Source organism: Cupriavidus phytohabitans (assembly GCF_000426345.1).
Classification (GTDB): Bacteria; Pseudomonadota; Gammaproteobacteria; order Burkholderiales; family Burkholderiaceae; genus Cupriavidus.
Genome location: NZ_AUFE01000037.1, coordinates 13,103 through 30,203, shown reverse-complemented (window position 1 = coordinate 30,203; position 17,101 = coordinate 13,103). Strand labels below are relative to the sequence as shown.

General features: G+C 68.0%; 17 protein-coding genes. 3 read left to right on the top strand and 14 right to left on the bottom strand.

From position 1 onward, the window contains the following. Positions 1-161: 161 nt before the first annotated feature. Entirely contained in the window at positions 162-974 is an 813-nt protein-coding gene (locus tag K309_RS41865) for an IclR family transcriptional regulator domain-containing protein (RefSeq protein WP_029048654.1), read from the top strand. Positions 975-1,033: 59 nt separating this feature from the next. Here the strand turns inward: K309_RS41865 and K309_RS0123265 are convergent, their stop codons facing one another. From K309_RS0123265 to K309_RS0123210, 12 genes are all read right to left on the bottom strand, one after another. Next, on the bottom strand, positions 1,034-1,849 hold the full coding sequence (locus K309_RS0123265; protein ID WP_029048653.1) for a shikimate dehydrogenase family protein: 816 nt from the start codon (positions 1,847-1,849) through the stop codon (positions 1,034-1,036). A gap of 30 nt (positions 1,850-1,879) precedes the next feature. After that, positions 1,880-2,863, bottom strand: coding sequence for a 2-hydroxyacid dehydrogenase (locus tag K309_RS0123260; RefSeq protein WP_029048652.1), 984 nt, complete (start codon positions 2,861-2,863; stop codon positions 1,880-1,882). Between the two features lie 53 nt (positions 2,864-2,916). Beyond that, positions 2,917-3,861, bottom strand: coding sequence for a sugar kinase (locus K309_RS0123255; protein ID WP_029048651.1), 945 nt, complete (start codon positions 3,859-3,861; stop codon positions 2,917-2,919). Then, positions 3,858-4,616, bottom strand: coding sequence for a sugar phosphate isomerase/epimerase family protein (locus K309_RS0123250; RefSeq protein WP_029048650.1), 759 nt, complete (start codon positions 4,614-4,616; stop codon positions 3,858-3,860). Before K309_RS0123250 ends, K309_RS0123255 begins: the two co-directional genes overlap by 4 nt. A 32-nt stretch (positions 4,617-4,648) precedes the next feature. Further along, entirely contained in the window at positions 4,649-5,383 is a 735-nt protein-coding gene (locus K309_RS0123245; protein ID WP_029048649.1) for an amino acid ABC transporter ATP-binding protein, read from the bottom strand. Further along, positions 5,370-6,020: an amino acid ABC transporter permease gene (locus K309_RS0123240; protein ID WP_029048648.1), complete on the bottom strand. Its 651-nt coding sequence runs from the start codon at positions 6,018-6,020 to the stop codon at positions 5,370-5,372. The genes K309_RS0123245 and K309_RS0123240 overlap by 14 nt, the downstream gene beginning before the upstream one ends. After that, positions 6,017-6,784, bottom strand: a complete 768-nt coding sequence (locus K309_RS0123235) for an amino acid ABC transporter permease (RefSeq protein WP_029048647.1) — start codon at positions 6,782-6,784, stop codon at positions 6,017-6,019. The genes K309_RS0123240 and K309_RS0123235 overlap by 4 nt, the downstream gene beginning before the upstream one ends. A 53-nt stretch (positions 6,785-6,837) precedes the next feature. Next, positions 6,838-7,647 (bottom strand): transporter substrate-binding domain-containing protein, encoded by an 810-nt coding sequence (locus K309_RS0123230; protein WP_029048646.1) that lies wholly within the window; start codon positions 7,645-7,647, stop codon positions 6,838-6,840. Between the two features lie 224 nt (positions 7,648-7,871). Beyond that, positions 7,872-8,933 carry a LacI family DNA-binding transcriptional regulator gene (locus K309_RS0123225; protein ID WP_029048645.1) on the bottom strand — a complete coding sequence of 354 codons (1,062 nt, stop codon included), beginning with the start codon at positions 8,931-8,933 and terminating at the stop codon, positions 7,872-7,874. A gap of 198 nt (positions 8,934-9,131) precedes the next feature. Then, positions 9,132-10,292: an MFS transporter gene (locus K309_RS0123220; protein ID WP_029048644.1), complete on the bottom strand. Its 1,161-nt coding sequence runs from the start codon at positions 10,290-10,292 to the stop codon at positions 9,132-9,134. A gap of 102 nt (positions 10,293-10,394) precedes the next feature. Continuing rightward, positions 10,395-11,504 (bottom strand): alkene reductase, encoded by a 1,110-nt coding sequence (locus tag K309_RS0123215; protein ID WP_029048643.1) that lies wholly within the window; start codon positions 11,502-11,504, stop codon positions 10,395-10,397. Between the two features lie 254 nt (positions 11,505-11,758). After that, entirely contained in the window at positions 11,759-12,685 is a 927-nt protein-coding gene (locus tag K309_RS0123210) for a LysR family transcriptional regulator (protein WP_029048642.1), read from the bottom strand. A gap of 125 nt (positions 12,686-12,810) precedes the next feature. Between K309_RS0123210 and dkgB the strand changes: the two genes are divergently transcribed. After that, on the top strand, positions 12,811-13,617 hold the full coding sequence (gene dkgB, locus K309_RS0123205) for a 2,5-didehydrogluconate reductase DkgB (protein ID WP_029048641.1): 807 nt from the start codon (positions 12,811-12,813) through the stop codon (positions 13,615-13,617). An 80-nt stretch (positions 13,618-13,697) separates the two neighbouring features. Then, the gene (locus tag K309_RS0123200; RefSeq protein WP_029048640.1) at positions 13,698-14,813 is read left to right on the top strand and encodes an alkene reductase; all 1,116 of its coding nucleotides are present in this window, start codon (positions 13,698-13,700) and stop codon (positions 14,811-14,813) included. Between the two features lie 426 nt (positions 14,814-15,239). Here the strand turns inward: K309_RS0123200 and K309_RS0123195 are convergent, their stop codons facing one another. After that, entirely contained in the window at positions 15,240-15,848 is a 609-nt protein-coding gene (locus tag K309_RS0123195) for a PPC domain-containing DNA-binding protein (protein ID WP_029048639.1), read from the bottom strand. Between the two features lie 73 nt (positions 15,849-15,921). Then, a complete protein-coding gene (locus K309_RS0123190) occupies positions 15,922-17,079 on the bottom strand; it encodes an alpha-hydroxy acid oxidase (RefSeq protein ID WP_029048638.1) in 1,158 nt (385 codons plus the stop codon). Positions 17,080-17,101: the final 22 nt, after the last annotated feature.

Sequence of the window (17,101 nt, the reverse complement as noted above, 5' to 3'; positions counted from 1 at the left end):
TCGGTCTCTCCTGTCGTCACGGATTGCGCGATCGGCGGCTCGCCGATTGCTGCTGCCATGGCCAGAACAGTATTTCCTGCGGCTGGGCTTCTCAAGCTGCTTCTGCTAGAGTTTCACGCAGTGAAACCTGCGGGCAATGGGCGCCGCGGCAAGGAACGGCGATGTGGAATCCCAAGGTCAAGACGGTTACCGCGCTGGATCGCGGTCTGGCGGTACTGGGGGCGGTTCAGGCAAGCGGGGGTGCGAGCCTGCAGGGTCTGCATGAGCTGACCGGCCTGCCCAAGGCGACGCTGCTGCGCATCCTGGTGACGCTGGAGCGCCGGAACCTGATCTGGCGGCGGATTGCCGACGGTCATTACTGCCCCGGCACCCAGCCGCCGGCGCGCAGCCGGCAGGCCGGCGTGAATGACCGGCTGGCGCAATATGCCGCGCCGGAACTCGATCGCCTCCAGGCAGAAATCCTGTGGCCCTCGGATCTCGCCATACGGCGCGGGAATGCCATGGTGCTGTGCGAGACGAACCGGGCCGAGTCCTACTTCATGATCCGGCGCGACAACATCGGCTTCCAGGTCAACATGCTGCGCTCGGCGGTGGGGCAGGCCTACCTGGCCTTCTGCACGGACAAGGAACGCGAATCGATCCTGGCGGCACTGCGCCGCAGCCGAAGGGGCGGGGATGCGATGGCGCACGACGCCGAGCGCGTGGCCGCGTTGATTGCCGGCACGCGGCAGCGCGGCTATGGGGTGCGCGACCAGGGCTTCGGTGGCGACTACGACAAGGGGCGCACCGAGGTCAACGACCGCCTGGAAGCACTGGCCGTGCCGGTCATGTCAGCCAGGGGGCGCGTTTATGGTTGCGTCAACATCGTCTGGATCCAGGGCGTGCGCACGCTGGAGCAGATGGTTGGCCAATGCCTCGCACCGCTGCAGCGTACCGCCGCAAGCATCGCGCACAGGATGTCGGCCGACGGCTGACTGGTGTCGTGTCAGGCGAAGCGGCGCGCCCGGCGCGGCTTGCGACGCCCCGCCATGGCTCACGACAAGCGGGCAATCTCGTCCAGCAGCGCGCCTTCCATCGCATGGATCGGCGTTTCCGTGCAGCCGGTATAGAGTTCGACCTGCGCGCAGGCCTGGTGCAGCATCATGCGCGTGCCGTCGATGGTGCGGCAGCCGAGCGCGGCGGCATCACGGATCAGCTTGCTCCGCACGGGGATGAACGCGGCGTCCATGACCACCAGGTGCGGGGCAAGCTGGCCCGCTACCGGGTTGATATCGGGCGCCCGGAAGCCGGCTGCCGTGGCGTTGGCCAGCAGGTCGAAATCGTCCGCGCGAAAATCCGCCAGCGCGCCGCCAAAGCGCAGTCCGAGCGTATCGGCCAGTTGCTGGCCGCGCGCTTCGGTGCGGTTGAAGACGGTCACCTCGGCCCCGGCCTCGCGCAGGCCATAGGCCATTGCGCGCGCGGCGCCGCCCGCGCCCAGCAGCGCCAGGCGCTTGCCGCGCAGCGCGACCGCGTCTTCGAACGCCCGCACCGCGCCGATGCAGTCGGTGTTGTAGCCGGTGAGCAAGCCATCGACATGGCTGATGGTATTGACGGCGCCGATGGCGCGGGCGGTTTCGTCGAGGCGGTCCAGGTAGGGGATCACGGCCTGCTTGTGCGGCATCGAGACGTTCATGCCGCGCACGCCCAGCGCGCGGATGGCCTGGACGGCGCCCGGCACGTCCTGCACGCCGAAGCAGACGAAGGTGTAGTCGATCCCCAGCGCGCGGTAGGCGGCATTGTGGATGCGCACGTTGAAGGTGAAGGGCTCGCCCATGATCGAGCCGCACAGCGTGGGAATGGAGCGGGGCATGTCTGTGGTCCGGGGGGAAGGGGGACTGCGCTAGTTCGCCGCTGGCACGGCGGTGAGGCGGAAGGGCGTGGCGGGTGGTCGTCCGGCCAGCGCATCCAGCAGGTTGCGCGTGGCCAGCGCGGCCATGGCGCGGCGCGTTTCGTGCGTAGCCGAGCCGATGTGCGGCAGTGCCGTGACCAGGGGGTGGCGGCGCAGCGGCGAGTCCTGCGGCAGCGGCTCGGTGGCGAACACATCCAGCGCGGCGGCACGCAGGTGGCCGCTGTCAAGCGCCGCCAGCAATGCCGCCTCCTGCACGATCTGGCCGCGCGCGCCGTTGACGAAGATCGCGCCCGGCTTCATCAGCGCGAATTCGCGAGCGCCCATCAGCCCGCGCGTGCTGTCGGTCAGCGGCAAGGTGACGGCCACGATGTCGGCTTGCGCCAGGGCCTGGTCCAGCGTGGCAGCGGTGGCGCGGCCGGCCAGTTCGGGCACCTCGACTGGCCCTTCGTTGACGTACAGCACGCGCATGCCGAAGCCCAGCGCCGCACGGCGCGCCACGGCCTGGCCGATGCGCCCGAAGCCGAGGATCGCCAGCGTCTTGCCATGGACATCCCAGCCGAAGAGGTCTTCGCCGATATTGCGGGTCCAGCGGCCCTCGCGCACATGGCTGGCGAGCTCGACCAGGCGGCGGCTGGCCGCCATGATGAGCGCAAACACGGTATCGGCCGTGGTTTCGGTGAGCACGCCGGGCGTGTGGCACAGCGCGATGCCGCGCTGGCGCAGGAAGCCGAGGTCGTAGTTGTCGACCCCGACCGAGATGCTGGAAATCACTTCCAGCCGGCCGGCGTGCGCCAGCTCGGCCGCACCCAGCCTGATACTGGAGCCGATCATGCCTTGGGCACCGGCCAGGGCCTCGCGGAAAGCCGGCGCCTGCGCCGGCTGGCGCGGGTCGGCGACCACGACATCGTGTTCGGCCTCGATGCCGGCGAGCAGGTCGGGCGGTATCGGACGGAACACCAGAACGTTCTTGCGCATTGTCTGTCCTTGCGGTTGGGGTGTCGGCATCGGCATCGGCATCGGCATCTGCCTCAATAGCCGGCCGTTTCCAGCTGCTGCCGCGTCGGCAGGCCTTCGGTGTCGCCCGGCACCTGCACCGCGCGCGCACCGATCCAGGCGCCGCGCCGTACCGCGTCCACGACCTGGCGGCCTTCCAGCAGTGCACTGATCACGCCCACCGCAAAGCCGTCGCCAGCGCCGACGGTATCGACCACGCGCTCGACCTGGCAGGCCGGGATGTGGCCGCGGCCGCCCTCGCCATCGAAATAAGCGCCTTCCGCGCCAAGCTTGACCACCACCAGGCTGGCGCCACGCTCGCGGTAGAAGGCGGCGATCCGCCGTGGGTCGTCGTGCCCGGTCAGGAAGCGGCCTTCCTCGATGCCCGGAAAGACCCAGTCGCAGTGCTGCGCGAGGTCGTTCAGGGTGTCGCGCATCAGCTCGGGCGTCGCCCACAGCGTGGGCCGCAGGTTGGGATCGAAGGAGATCGTGCGCCCGGCGCCCCGCATGCTGGCAATGGCCTTGCGCGTGGCGGCCTGCGTGCCGGCGGCCAGTGCCGGGAACACGCCGGTCACGTGCAGGTGCCGGGCGCGGTACAGCCAGGCTACGTCAAGGTGCTCGGCGCCCATGCGGCTGGCGGCCGAGTCACGGCGGTGGTACTCCACCGGCGGGTCGCTGCCGTCGTCGACCCGGCCCTTGAACTGGAAGCCGGTGCGCTGCCCGGGTTCGCACACCACCTGGCTGCAATCGACGCCCTCGCGTTGCATTTCGGCGAGCAGGTAGCGCGCCATCGAATCGCTGCCCAGGCGGCTGGCCCAGCCCACTTTCAGGCCCAGGCGCGACAGCCCGATCGCGACATTGGTCTCGGCGCCCGCGGTGCGCTTGCGGAAGCTCTCCACATGTTCGAGCGCGCCGGCCTGGTCCGCCACCAGCATTAGCATGGCCTCGCCCAGCGTGACGACGTCAAGATCGTGCGTCATGCGGCCACCTCCGCCGACCGCAGCGTTGCCAGGTGCATGCGCGTGACCTGCACCAGGTCCGCGCCCTGCAGCGGGAATTCGATCGCGCGCGGGGCCTCGGCAGGCAGTCCGCGCAGCACGCTGCGCCACGCCGCTGCCGAGGCCTCGAGCGGCACGGCGATCCACTTGTCCGGCGTGCGCTGCACGCCCTTGCAATGCACATAGCCCACCTGGCCGGCGAGCGCGTGCGCGGCGGCCAGGGGGTCTTCGCCGGTCCAGTGCCAGTTGCCCATGTCGAAGGTCATGGGTACCGCCCGGCCCAGCGCGGCGGTCCTGGCAAAGAAGTCCTGCAGCGGCGGCACCGTGCCGGCACGGCTGGTCTGGTCATTCTCGACCACCAGCTCGATGCCTGGCTGCTGCAGCCACGGCAGCAAGGCGTCCAGCGCCGCGCCGGCGCGATAGCCGCCCAACGACATCTTCACCCGCGCGGCGCCCAGCGCATGGGCCGTGCCGAAGGCGCGGTCGAGCGCGGCGGTGTCCACATCGCCGGCCTCGTCCCAGATCCCTTCGGGGCTCGACCACACCACGGCGAGCCCGTGCGCCTCGGCGACCGCGCGCTGTTCGCGCAGCGCGTCGCTGCCGCCGCGCTGCAGTTCGCCGCGGTACTCCACGCCGTCGGCGCCGGCCGCGGCCGCGATGCGGGCCAGCGCGGCCTGGCCTTCGCGCAGCGCCAGCTCGGCGCCGTAGGCGGTCAGCGAAACCAGGGCTTGCGGCATACCGCCGCGTAGAAGTTGGTTGCGTGGCTGGTTCACTTCAGCGCTCCCGCGGAGAGAAACTGGCGCAGCTCGGGCGTCTGCGGCTGCGCGAACAGGGCCTTGGATGGCCCGGCCTCATGCACCTTGCCCTGGTGCATGAAGATGGTGGTATGCGCCATGCGTCGCGCGAATTCCATTCCATGCGTGACCAGCACCATGGTCATGCCCGAGGCCGCCAGGTTTTCCATCACGCGCAGCACTTCGGCGGTCAGCTCGGGATCCAGCGCCGAAGTGACCTCGTCGAACAGCATGACTTTCGGCTCCATCGCCAGCGAGCGGGCAATGGCCACGCGCTGCTGCTGTCCGCCGGAAAGCTGCTCGGGATAGCAATCCTTCTTTTCCAGCAGGCCGACCTGCTCCAGCACCTGGTCGACGATCGCAGCGATCCTGCCCGCAGCAAGCTTGCGCACGATGCGCGGGGCCAGCGCGATGTTCTCGCCCACGGTCAGGTGCGGGAACAGGTTGTAGCTCTGGAACACCATGCCCACGTCGCGGCGCAGGTCGAGCAGCTGCTTGCGCTCGTGGTCGAGCTTGTGGCCCGCTACCGTGATGTCGCCGGCATTGATCACCTCGAGACCGTTCAGGCAGCGCAGCATGGTGCTCTTGCCGGAGCCGCTGCGGCCGATGATGGCCACCACCTGGCCAGGCTCGATGGCAAACGACACACCCTTCAGGACAGCATTGGGGCCGTAGGATTTGTGCACGTCGCGTGCTTCAACGATAGGCATGGAGCCTCCTTTCCAGGCGCCTGGCCGCCGCAGACAGCGGGAAGCAAAGCGCAAAGTAAATCAGGGCGACCAGCACGAACACCGCAAAGGGCTGGAAGGTCGCGTTATTGATCAGCTGGCCGGCGCGGGTCAGTTCGACCACGCCGATGATCGAGGTGATGGAGGTGTTCTTCACCAGCTGGACCGAGAAGCCGACCGTGGGCGGCAGGGCAAGGCGCACCGCCTGGGGCAGCACCACGTGCCGCAGTTGCTGCCAGCGCGTCATCGCAAGCGCCTCGCTGGCTTCCCACTGGCCCTGCGGCACCGCCTCGATGCAGCCGCGCCATATTTCGCCCAGGTAGGCGCTGGCGTAGATCGACATGGCCAGCATCGCCGCGACCATCGGCGAGAGCTTGAGGCCGAGCACGGACAGGCCGTAGTAGCTCAGGAACAGCACGATCAGCACCGGCGTGCCCTGCACGACCTGGATGTAGGCGAGGCTGGCATGGCGCAGCAGCGCGCTGCGCGAAGTGCGGGCCAGCGCGACCAGGAAGCCCGCCAGCGTGCCGCCCACGAAAGCGAGCAGCGTCACCCACAAGGTCCAGCGCGCCGCCACCAGCAAGATGCCGAGATGGTTCCAGGAGAGTTCGGTGATCATTGCGCGCTCCCGGTGGCAGGCTGGGCCAGGGCGGTCCTGGAGCGCGCCTGTGCGTTGGATGGGGCGCTGGCGCGCGTGCGCTTCTTCGCGGCGGCCACCGCGCGGCGGCGCCGGAACACGGCGTTGCCGAGCAGGGCGAACAGCGCGCGCAGCAGCAGGGCCAGCCCGATGTAGAGGCCCATCACCAGGATGTAGCTCTCGAAGGTGCGGAAGGTCTGCGAATCGACCTGGCTGGCCACCGCGGTCAGCTCCTCGACCGAGATGGTCGACACCACGCTCGACGTGAGCATCATCAGCGTGAACTGGCTGGTCAGCGCCGGGTAGACTTTCTCGAAAGCCGGTACCAGTGCCACGTGGCGGATCCACTGCCAGCGCGTCATGCCCAGCGCCAGCGCGGCTTCGATCTGCGAGCGGTGCACGGCCTGCAGGCCGGCGCGGATGATCTCCGTCGAATAGGCACCCAGGTTGATGGTCATGGCGACCAGCGCGGCGCTGAGCGCATCGACCTGCAAGCCAACCGTGGGCAGGCCGAAGAAGATGATGAAGAGCTGCACCAGGAAGGGGGTATTGCGGATGGCCTCCACATAGGCCGTGACGCAGCGGCGAGCCCACGGTCCGCCGTAGGCGGCGGCGATGGCGCAGGCGGTGCCGGCCAGGGTGCCCAGCGCGATCGCGCCCAGGCTCAGGCCAAGCGTCATCGCGGCGCCTTCGGCGAAACGGTCTGCCTGCGACAGCACCGCGGTCCATTCAAACTGATAGTTCATGCGAGTCTCCTGGCGCGCCGGCGGCTGGCCGGCGCGGCATGGGGGCTGGAGTTTCAGAACACTTGCAGCGCCGGCAGCGGCTTGCCCGTCCACTTCTGGGCGACGGCGTCGAGCTCGCCGTTGAGCTTGATGTAGGCGATGGTGGTGTTGAGCCACTGGCGCAGCTCGTAGGCGTCCTTGCGCACGGCCATGGAATTGGGCTGCACGGAGAAGGCGAACTTCGCGTCGAACTTGCCGGCGCCGCGCGCCTTCAGGATCTCGTTGCCGGTGGTGCTGGGCAGTGCGATGGCTTCGACCTGGTTGCTGATCAGGGCCTGGGCGCAGGTCGCGTCATCCTCGAAGCGGACGATCTGCATGCCGGGCACCGCCAGCCGCGTCAGCGCGGAATCCTGCGTGGTGCCGCGCGTCACGCCCACCTTCTTCTTGCCGAGCTCGGCCAGCCTGGCGTACTTGGCCGTGGCTGGCGCGAAGATGGTCAGCTCGAACGCGCTGTAAGGCGCGCTGAACATGATCGCGCGGGCGCGCTCGGGGGTGGGCGCCAGCGTGGCCACCAGGAAATCCACCTTGCCGGATTCCAGCGCCGGGATGCGGCTGGGCGAAGTCAGCGGCACGATGTCGACCGGCACGCCCAGGTACTTGCCCAGCAGGTTGGCAACGTCCACGTCGTAGCCGGCGGGCTTGCCGGACGCGTCGGTGATGCCGAAGGGCGGCGCGCCGGACACCACGCCAATCGTGACCTTGCCTTTCTTGACGATCTCGGAAACGGTCTGCGCGTGGACGCCGGCGGCGCTCGCGAGCACCATCAGCGGCAGCAGGAACCTGGCCAGCCGGCGCAGGGTTGGCAGAAGGCGGTGGTGGGTCATGGGTTGTCTCCAGGTGGGTGGTTGCGCAGGTCGCGGGGAACGCCTGCAACTGTCTGAAACCGGTTTCAGGATTATAGGAAACCGGTTTCAGTTCTCCACCAGTGGAAACCCCTAAGGCGATAAATCAGGTGTCAAAGTGCCGCGCGCGACGCGCTTTGCAGCGGGGCCGCAGGGGAAGGTGCCGGCGCGCGCACGTCACGCGCGCCTTGCTGGAGCGGGCGGCGTCAGCCGCGCCGGGTCGAACCGCGGACCACCAGCGTGCCGGGCAGCAGCACCTGGCGTGGCGGCAGCTGCGTGCCGTGCAGCCGCTCGATCAGGCAGTTCGTGGCGACGCGGCCGATATCGTCGGTCGGCTGCGAAATCGTGCTCAGGCCCGGGCCGACCAGGGCGGCCCATTCGGGATCGTCAAAGCCGATCAGGCCAAGGTCGGTGCCCAGTTGCCAGCCCAGCCGCGCCGCCGCCGCCGCGACCCGGAGCGAGATCACCGCATTGCCGGCCAGCACCGCGGCGGGCGTCGTGCCCGCGCGCTGGCGCAGCGCGCGCAGGGCCTGGTCCAGGCCTGCTTCGTCGCCGGCCTGCGACTGGAAGACTTCGCCGGCCAACGCCTCGCCATGGGTCGCGATGAAGTCCTGGAACGCCTGGGAGCGTTCGATGCGCGAGCTGATGGCCCGGACCGGTTCGGTGACGAAGAGCACGTGCCCATAGCCGGCCTCGACCAGGTGGTCCGCCGCGGCATCCAGGGCACTGTGGTTGTCCAGCGCGACCAGATCGGCCTGCGCGTCTCCGATCTTGCGGTCGACCAGCACGACGGGTTTGCCCAACCGTGCCGCGTCCGCCAGCGCACCCGCGTCGTGGCCGAGCGTGTGCAGGATGAACCCTTCCACGCGGTAGGCTGACAGGGAGCGGATGGCCTCGCGCTCGAGCTGCTCGTCGTTGCCGAGGTTGAACAGCATCACCATGTAGCCCGCCTCGCGGCAGGCTTTTTCGACGCCGCGCAGCACCGCCACGGAGAACGAATTGGTCACGTCGGCCACCACCAGCCCGATCAGCCGCGACTTGCCACGCTTGAGCGCCTGTGCCATCGGACTCGGGCTATAGCCGAGCTCCCGGACCGCCGCCGCGACGCGCGCCTCGACATCCGCGGACAATTGCTCGCCGCCCCGGTTGAGGTAACGCGAGACGGTTGCCTTGGAAACGCCGGCATAATCGGCGACATCCTGGATCGTGAGCTTGTCTGCCGGCTTTACGGTAATCGCGGCATTCGGCTTGGCGGCGGGAGATGGCATGTACGGGGGCGCAGGGCTGAAACCAGTTTCAGTATGCGATTATGCCGTCCGAAGGCGCCGTCGCGCCAGCCGTCTGCCAATTCTGCGTTGGCAGGGCCGAAGATGCGGACGTTCAAAACGGGCGTTGGCTGACATCACGCGGCGCTGGATGGGATTGGCATGACGCGCGTGGGTGCTCCCACAGCGCTACCACAGCGCTCACGAAGCCGCCAGGGCTCGCCTGCTGGCCCGGCCGTGCCACACCAGCAGGAATCCGGCCGCGGCCAGCAGGCCGCCGGCAACTGGCACGGCGCGATAGCCGAGTCCCATGCTGATGACCCCGCCACCCAGCGCGGCGCCGAGGGCATTGCCGAGATTGAAGGCACCGACGTTGATCGACGAGGCCAGCCCCGGCGCTTCCGCAGCGGCTTCCATCACCCGCATCTGCACCGGCGGCACGACGGCGAAGGTCGCGGCTCCCCAGGCCAACAGTCCAAGTGCCGCGGTGACATGATGGGAGAGGGCGAATGGGAGCACCAGCATGATGACCGCCAGCGCCGAGAGGACGATCTTCGTCGCGCCATCGAGCGACCAGTCCGCGAGCCGTCCGCCCACGTGATTGCCGACAGTGAAGCCAACCCCGATCAGCACGAGCGAGAGCGTGACAAAGGTGCCGGATGCGCCGGTGAGATCGGCCAGCACCGGCGCGATATAGGTGTAGAGCGTGAACATTGCGCCCGCGCCGAGCACCGTTGTCGCCAGCGCCAGCAACACGGTCGGGCGGGTGAGCACGGCCAGTTCCCGGCGTACGTCTGGCGGGGTCCCGCGCTCGCCCTGGGGAAGCGCCAGCCAGAGCGCGACGATGGCGGCCAGCCCGAGCACGGCGGTACCGGCGAACGCGAGGCGCCAGCCGACCTGCTGTCCGATCCAGGTTGCCGCCGGCACGCCACCAATGTTGGCGATGGTCAGTCCCATGAACATCGTGGCCACGGCGCTGGCCTGCTTGTCCTTCGGCACCACGCTCGCGGCGACCACGGCACCGAGGCCGAAGAAGGCGCCGTGGTTCAGGCTGGTGACCAGGCGCGACGCAAGCAGCGTCGCATATCCCGGCGCGAGCGCCGACAGCAGGTTGCCTACGGTGAAGATTGCCATCAGCGCCATCAGTGCGGCACGCTTGCCGAACCGGCTGAACAGCATCGTCATCACCGGCGCGCCGACCATCACGCCAACCGCATACGCGGTGATGAGCATCCCCGCCGTCGGGATGCTGACGTCGACGCCTTCGGCGATCACGGGCAGCAACCCCATCGGCGCGAACTCGGTGGTACCGATTCCGAAGGCGCCGATGGCGAGCGCAAGCAGTGCGGTATTGGATTTCATGGGGGCGGATCCTTCAGGATGACATCGACCAAGAGGGTTTGCGTGCGAGGCCAGCGGCGACCGATACGCCGGTAACGCCGCTGGTGCACGAGACGAACAAGTTCAGGCCGCGGCCCTGCCGTCGTAGGCGGGATAGTCCGTGTAGCCCTCGGCGCCGCCGCCGTAGTGGAGCGAACGGATGGACGTGGCCAGGGGCCAGTCGTTCTCAAGGCGAGCGACCAGGTCGGGGTTGGCAATGAACGGCTCGCCGAATGCCGCGATGTCGATGAGACCGTCGGCGATGAGATCCTCGGCGCGTGCGCGCGTCATGCCTCCGGCCAGGATCAGCACGCCCGTGAATCGACGGCGGAATTTTTCAAGGAAATCACTTGGCGTGGCCGAACTGCCGCGCGTGCTCTGGTCCATCAGGTGGACGTAGGCGATGTTCCGCCTGGAGAGTTCATCGGCGAGATAGAGATACGTGTCTTCGAGCTCAGGGTACGCGGCCATGTCGCCCAGGCCGCCATAGGGCGACAGGCGGATGGCCGTGCGTTGCGCACCGATCCGCGCCGCGACCGCATCGATGGCTGCCAAGGCGAAACGGGTGCGGCTCTCCAGGGTGTCGCCGCGGAATTCATCGGTGCGATCGTTCACCGCCGGGTTCAGGAACTGCTCGATCAGATAGCCATTGGCGCCGTGCAGCTCGACGCCGTCGAAGCCAGCCTGCATCGCATTGGCGGCGGCCTCGGCAAAATCGGCGATCACGCCATAGACCTCGCCTGTCGTCAGTGCGCGAGGCTCGGACACATCGACCGCACCCGGCGTGCCGTCGGCGGTATAACCCCAGGCCTTGGTGTCTTTCGCGGTCTGGCCGGTTGCACTGACGGGCTGAATGCCACCGGGCTGGATCGAAACATGGCTCGCGCGGCCGACATGCCAGAGCTGGGTGAAGATCGTACCGCGCTTCGCGTGGACGGCGTCCGTGACCTTGCGCCAGCCTTCCACCTGTTGCGGGGTGTAGAGGCCGGGGTTGAACAGGAAGCCCTGTGCGCTGGGGGAGATCACCGTACCTTCGGTCACGATCAGGCCGGCGGCGGCGCGTTGGCTGTAGTAGAGCGCGTTGAGATCGTTCGGAACACCATCCGGGTTCCGGGAACGGGTCAGCGGCGCCATGGCGATCCGGTTGGCGAGCTGGCGCTCGCCCAGGGTAAAGGGCTTGAACAGTAGACTCATTTGTGGACCTTGATGAGGAAGGGGGGCGGCCACGGGGTCGCGTGGCCGCGGGCACAGGGAGTTCTTCGATGGATCGCAGTTTGCGCGATTTATATTTGTTGATTAAGCCTTGTATGGGTCAAATATTTTTGATTTCAGATCAAAGATATGGACCTGGCATGCTGAGGCGGCAGAGGAGACGTCCGATGGGCCCCGCTGCCGTTGCGCAGGTAATGCATGTGTGCTCACACGCGACCTGCCTCAATGCCGCAAGCTCATCGATCCGTCCAGGCCGGCGCCCCACGCGCGGCGCTCCCGCTGCCGAGCACTTCGATCAGATACTCGACGAACGACGCGATCCGCGACGAAATGGCCGTGTTCCTGTAGTAGACAGCGTGCACCGGCTGCCGCACGTCCTGCGTGTGGCGCGCAAGGACCTGCACGAGGCGCCCGGACTCGCGATCCTGCGCGGTCATGAAATCCGACAGGCAGACGATGCCTGCCCCTTCTAGCGCAAGTTGCCTGAGTGTCTCTCCGCTCGATGACCACACCGCCGGCGCGATCCGGTACGGCTCGCCATCCGCACCAAGAATCGGCCACACGTTCAGCGACTCGGGCTGATTGAAGCCGAGCAGCGCATGCCCGCCGAGATCCCCGACCTTGCGCGGCTGGCCGTGCGCGTCGAGATATGCCGGACTGGCGAGAATGCGCACACGGCTGTTGCCGATCAGCCGGCTATGCAGCGTCGAATCCTTCAGTCGCCCGATCCGGATCGCGACGTCGGTGCGCCGCTCGAGCAGGTCGATGATGCCTTCGTTGCTGTTCAGCTCCAGTTCCACCTGCGGATAGCGCTCGCGATAGCCGCGCACCAGCGGCACGATCACGTGCAGCATGAACGGCGTCGCGGCGTCGACCCGCAGGCGCCCGGACGGCTTCTCGCGCCGCGCGAGCATCTGCTCTTCGGCGCTTTCGACCGAGTCGATGATCGCCCGCGCATTCTGCAGGAAGGCCCGGCCTTCCTCGGTCAGCTCCAGCCGGCGCGTGGTCCGGCGCAGCAGCGTGGTCTTCAGCTTCTCCTCGAGCCGCGCGAGCGTGCGGCTCGTTGCCGACACGGTCAGGTTCAGCTGCTGCGCGGCGGCGGTGATCGAACCGGTGTCGACCACGGCCGCAAACGCCTGGAGTTCGTCGAGGGTGATGTTCATTGTTGATCTGAAATCAAGACAGTTTGGTTTATAGGCCACTTTTTGCGCAAAAGTAAAGCGGGCACACTGCGGTCCATCGTTTCTTGTTTTGCAGATCAGACCGCCCCCCTTCCAAGGAGCACACCATGCGCAATATCCCCGCTTTCGGCCTCGGCACGTTCCGCCTGCAAGGCCAGGTTGTCATCGACTCGGTCCGCAACGGCCTCGAACTCGGCTACCGCGCGATCGACACCGCCCAGATCTACGGCAACGAAGCGGACGTGGGCGAGGCGATCGCCGCTTCCGGCGTGCGCCGCGACGACCTGTTCCTGACGACGAAGATCTGGGTCGACAACTACGCCAGGGACAAGCTCGTGCCCAGTCTCGAGGGAAGCCTGGCGAAGCTGCGCACGGACTACGTCGACCTGACCCTGATCCACTGGCCGGCGCCGGGCAACGGCGTGCCGCTCGAGGCATACATGACCGCGCTCGCCGAGGCGAAGGAAAAAGGCCTGACGCGGCGGATCGGCATCTCAAACTTCAACATCGAACTGACAAAGCAGGCGATCGCCGCGGTCGGCAAGGACGCGATCGCGACGAACCAGATCGAGCTGAGCCCCTATCTGCAGGGCCGCAAGCTGGTGGACTTCCTGCAGCGCGAGGGTATCCACGTCACGTCGTACATGACGCTGGCGTACGGCAAGGTCCTCGGTGACCCGGTGATCGGCGCGATCGCGCGGCGGCACCAGGCGACGCCGGCCCAGGTCGTGCTGGCCTGGGCGCTGCAGCTCGGCTACTCGGTGATTCCGTCGTCCACCAGGCGCGAGAACCTCGCCAGCAACCTGATCGCGCAGATGCTGCGCCTGAGCGACGCCGACATGGCGCAGATCGCCGCGCTCGAGCGCAACGGCCGTCAAGTCAGCCCCGAAGGCCTCGCGCCGCAATGGGACTGAGCGCGCAGGCATCCTCCCCGATCCGTCTTTCTTCGAATCCTCCGCGGCCTGCGGGCCGCGGATCCGACACGACAAGCACCATGACCCAGGATCCGCTGTTTCAATCGCTTCAACTCGGCGGGCTGACGCTGCCGAACCGCATCGTGATGCCGCCGATGACGCGCTCGCGCGCCAGCCAGCCCGGCGATGAGGCCAACGACCTGATGGCCGGGTACTACGCGCAGCGCGCGGGCGCCGGACTCATCGTCAGCGAAGGCACCTACATCGCGCCGCTCGGCAAGGGCTATGCATGGACGCCCGGCATCCACACGCCCGCGCAGGTGGCCGGATGGCGCAAGGTGACCGGCGCCGTGCATGCCGCCGGCGGCCGCATCTTCGCGCAGCTCTGGCACGTTGGCCGGCTGAGCCACACGAGCCTGCTTGCCGGGCAACAGCCCGTGTCGTCATCGCCGATCCAGGCGCAGGGGGTGAACGTGTTCATCGCCGGCGAGGACGGCAGCACGCCCGGCTTCGTCCAGGCCTCTGCGCCGCGCGCGCTCACCGTCGACGAGATCCGCGAAGTCGTGGACCAGTACCGCGCTGCGGCGCGCAACGCGGTCGATGCCGGCTTCGACGGCGTCGAGCTGCATGGCGCCAACGGCTACCTCGTGAACCAGTTCATCGACTCGAACGCCAACACGCGCACGGACGCCTACGGCGGGTCGCTGGAGAACCGCTTGCGTTTCCTCGGCGAAGTCGCGCAGGCGCTGATCGTTGGCACGGGCGACGCGTCGCGCGTCGGCATCCGCCTCGCGCCGCTGACCACGCTGAACGGCTGTGTCGATGACGATCCGGAGACGACATACCTTACCGCGGCCAGGCTGCTGGGCGAACTCGGCATCGGCTACCTCCACATCGCGGAAGCGGACTGGGACGATGCGCCGCTGATGCCGGCGGCATTCAAGCGCAAGCTGCGCGAAGCATTCCCCGGCGTGCTGATCTATGCGGGCAAGTACACCGCGGAGCGCGCGCGCGAAGCGATCGCCGCGGGCTGGGCCGATCTGGTCGCCTTCGGCCGCCCGTTCGTCGCGAATCCGGACCTTCCCGAGCGCCTGCGCGTTGGCGCGCCGCTCGCGCAGCATGACCGCGACACGCTCTTCGGTGGCGGTGCGCAAGGCCTGACCGATTACCCAACGCTCACCGCAGCCGCAGCCTGAACGGGACCAGACCAGTATCCGCGTGCGGGACCCCCGTTCCGCACGCCGCCCGACTGAATTGTCCGCAGCGCCAGCCTGAGTTACCTGAAGGTCCGTAAAGACCAGCTGCCGGGCCCGGCACGCAGCAGCCGATGGGGCTGAGCGTTGCCGTGAGGTTTCCGATCCCGCGCGAGCTGATCGGAGCCTCAGTGGCCGGCCGCAGCAAGGTGTGTTTCACGCACTGGCCGTCGGCGGAAAGGCGGTGCAACCAGCCGTTCATTGCGATGCCGGGGCTGTCCGGGCGTTCTGACAGCGTAAGATCCGTGCCCTGGTCCGGTTCAGGGCGGAGCAGGTCTCATTCGGAGAATCGCGGCATGGTCAGGGAGAACAAGGGACATTCTACGGTTGGGGCCGGCCGGCATTCGGCGGTCCCAACGCCGCGTCTCATCAGTGGTTATCGCGCAATCCCAGCACGTTGGCGCCGATCTTGGGGTCAATGCCGCGTTCCAGTTGCTGCGGATAGGCCGTCACCGTCACTTCCAGCGAACCCGTGCCGACTTCCATCGACAGGATATGGCCGCCGTAGGTATCGAAGCTGCTGTCTCCTGCCACGCCATGCGCATGGATCGAGGGCTTGCCTTCCTTCCAGGCCAGGCTGCCGACGATGCTGGCCATCTCCACATTGCGGAAGGTGCGCGGGTTGAACTGCTTCTTGCCCGCATCCCAGAAGCCGAACGTGACATTGGCGAAGCCGATCGCGGACAGGCTGGCGCTGGGCACCTTCTCGCAGATTGCAAAGGCTTCGATCTGCTCGAAGACGTTGTCGCCCATGCGCAGCACCAGCAGGTAGCCGGTGGGGGTCTTGATGTAGCGCGGCACGGTGTCGCGCGGATAGTTGGCATTCTGGGCGCGGGCGTCCAGCGCCGCCTTGCATTCGGCGGATGGGGCCGGCTGCGCCGCGGCGGGCGCGGGCACCAGGGCGGCGGCGCCGAAGGCGGTGCTGGTTGCGAGCATGGCGAGCGCCTGGCGGGCGCGCAGGGTTGTGCGAAGGATCATTGGTTGTCTCCTGACTGGTTTGTTTGCGGTTGGGTTTGTGGCTACGACACGCGGATTACGAGGATTACGAGGATTACGAAGCGGGCGGATGTGGCGGCAGCAGGATGTCCTTGCCGACCGCGCGGATGTCGGTGTGGCCGCAGAAGGCCATGGTCAGATCCAGTTCCTTGCGGATGATCTCCAGCGCGCGCGTCACGCCGGCCTGGCCCATGGCGCCCAGGCCATACAGCATCGAGCGGCCGATATAGACGCCCCTGGCGCCGAGCGCGACCGCCTTGAGCACGTCCTGCCCGGAGCGGATGCCGCCGTCCATATGGACTTCGATGCGCTCGCCCACGGCCTCGGCGATGGCGGGCAGCGCGCAGATCGACGCCGGCGCGCCGTCGAGCTGGCGCCCGCCGTGGTTGGACACGATCAGCGCATCCGCTCCAGACTGGCACGCCAGGCGCGCATCCGCGACGTCCTGGATGCCCTTGAGCACCAGCTTGCCGGGCCAGCGGCGGCGGATCCAGGCCACGTCGTCCCAGTTCAGCGTCGGGTCGTACTGGCGGCTGGACCAGTCGGCCAGCGAGCTCATGTCGTCGACGCCCTGCACATGCCCGATGATGTTGCCGAAGGTGCGCCGGCGCGTGCTCAGCATGCCCAGGCACCAGCGCGGCTTGCCCATCATGTTGAGCAGGTTCCACGGCGTCAGCCGCGGCGGTGCCGACAGGCCGTTGCGCAGGTCCTTGTGGCGCTGCGCGCTGACCGGCAGGTCCAGCGTGAGCACCAGCGCCGGGCAGCCGGCGGCGCGGGCGCGGTCCATCAGCCGCTCGACGAAGGCGCGGTCGCGCATCACGTAGAGCTGGAACCAGAACGGATGCCCGCCGGTGGCCTCGGCCACGTCTTCGATCGAGCAGATGCTGACGGTCGACAGCGTGAACGGCACGCCGAAATCACGCGCTGCGCGGGCGGCCAGGATCTCGCCGTCGGCATGCTGCATGCCGGCCAGCCCGGTCGGAGCGATTGCCACCGGCATGGCCACCTCCTGGCCCAGCATCTGCGTGGCAATGCGGCGCTCGTCGATATCCACGGCCACGCGCTGGCGCAGCAGGATGCGGCCGAACTCATGCTGGTTGGCGCGGTAGGTAGATTCGGTCCACGATCCCGAATCGGCGTACTCATAGAACATGCGCGGCACGCGCCGCCGGGCGAGCCGGCGCAGATCCTCGATCTCGTTGATGGACGACATGGTGTGTTGGGCGTAGAGGAGG

What these genes read in the sequence shown, in the direction of transcription:
- K309_RS41865 (WP_029048654.1), top strand. Translation starts at nt 162, where the DNA reads ATGTGGAATCCCAAGGTCAAGACGGTTACCGCGCTGGATCGCGGTCTG.
- K309_RS0123265 (WP_029048653.1), bottom strand. Translation starts at nt 1,849, where the DNA reads ATGCCCCGCTCCATTCCCACGCTGTGCGGCTCGATCATGGGCGAGCCC.
- K309_RS0123260 (WP_029048652.1), bottom strand. Translation starts at nt 2,863, where the DNA reads ATGCGCAAGAACGTTCTGGTGTTCCGTCCGATACCGCCCGACCTGCTC.
- K309_RS0123255 (WP_029048651.1), bottom strand. Translation starts at nt 3,861, where the DNA reads ATGACGCACGATCTTGACGTCGTCACGCTGGGCGAGGCCATGCTAATG.
- K309_RS0123250 (WP_029048650.1), bottom strand. Translation starts at nt 4,616, where the DNA reads ATGCCGCAAGCCCTGGTTTCGCTGACCGCCTACGGCGCCGAGCTGGCG.
- K309_RS0123245 (WP_029048649.1), bottom strand. Translation starts at nt 5,383, where the DNA reads ATGCCTATCGTTGAAGCACGCGACGTGCACAAATCCTACGGCCCCAAT.
- K309_RS0123240 (WP_029048648.1), bottom strand. Translation starts at nt 6,020, where the DNA reads ATGATCACCGAACTCTCCTGGAACCATCTCGGCATCTTGCTGGTGGCG.
- K309_RS0123235 (WP_029048647.1), bottom strand. Translation starts at nt 6,784, where the DNA reads ATGAACTATCAGTTTGAATGGACCGCGGTGCTGTCGCAGGCAGACCGT.
- K309_RS0123230 (WP_029048646.1), bottom strand. Translation starts at nt 7,647, where the DNA reads ATGACCCACCACCGCCTTCTGCCAACCCTGCGCCGGCTGGCCAGGTTC.
- K309_RS0123225 (WP_029048645.1), bottom strand. Translation starts at nt 8,933, where the DNA reads ATGCCATCTCCCGCCGCCAAGCCGAATGCCGCGATTACCGTAAAGCCG.
- K309_RS0123220 (WP_029048644.1), bottom strand. Translation starts at nt 10,292, where the DNA reads ATGAAATCCAATACCGCACTGCTTGCGCTCGCCATCGGCGCCTTCGGA.
- K309_RS0123215 (WP_029048643.1), bottom strand. Translation starts at nt 11,504, where the DNA reads ATGAGTCTACTGTTCAAGCCCTTTACCCTGGGCGAGCGCCAGCTCGCC.
- K309_RS0123210 (WP_029048642.1), bottom strand. Translation starts at nt 12,685, where the DNA reads ATGAACATCACCCTCGACGAACTCCAGGCGTTTGCGGCCGTGGTCGAC.
- dkgB (WP_029048641.1), top strand. Translation starts at nt 12,811, where the DNA reads ATGCGCAATATCCCCGCTTTCGGCCTCGGCACGTTCCGCCTGCAAGGC.
- K309_RS0123200 (WP_029048640.1), top strand. Translation starts at nt 13,698, where the DNA reads ATGACCCAGGATCCGCTGTTTCAATCGCTTCAACTCGGCGGGCTGACG.
- K309_RS0123195 (WP_029048639.1), bottom strand. Translation starts at nt 15,848, where the DNA reads ATGATCCTTCGCACAACCCTGCGCGCCCGCCAGGCGCTCGCCATGCTC.
- K309_RS0123190 (WP_029048638.1), bottom strand. Translation starts at nt 17,079, where the DNA reads ATGTCGTCCATCAACGAGATCGAGGATCTGCGCCGGCTCGCCCGGCGG.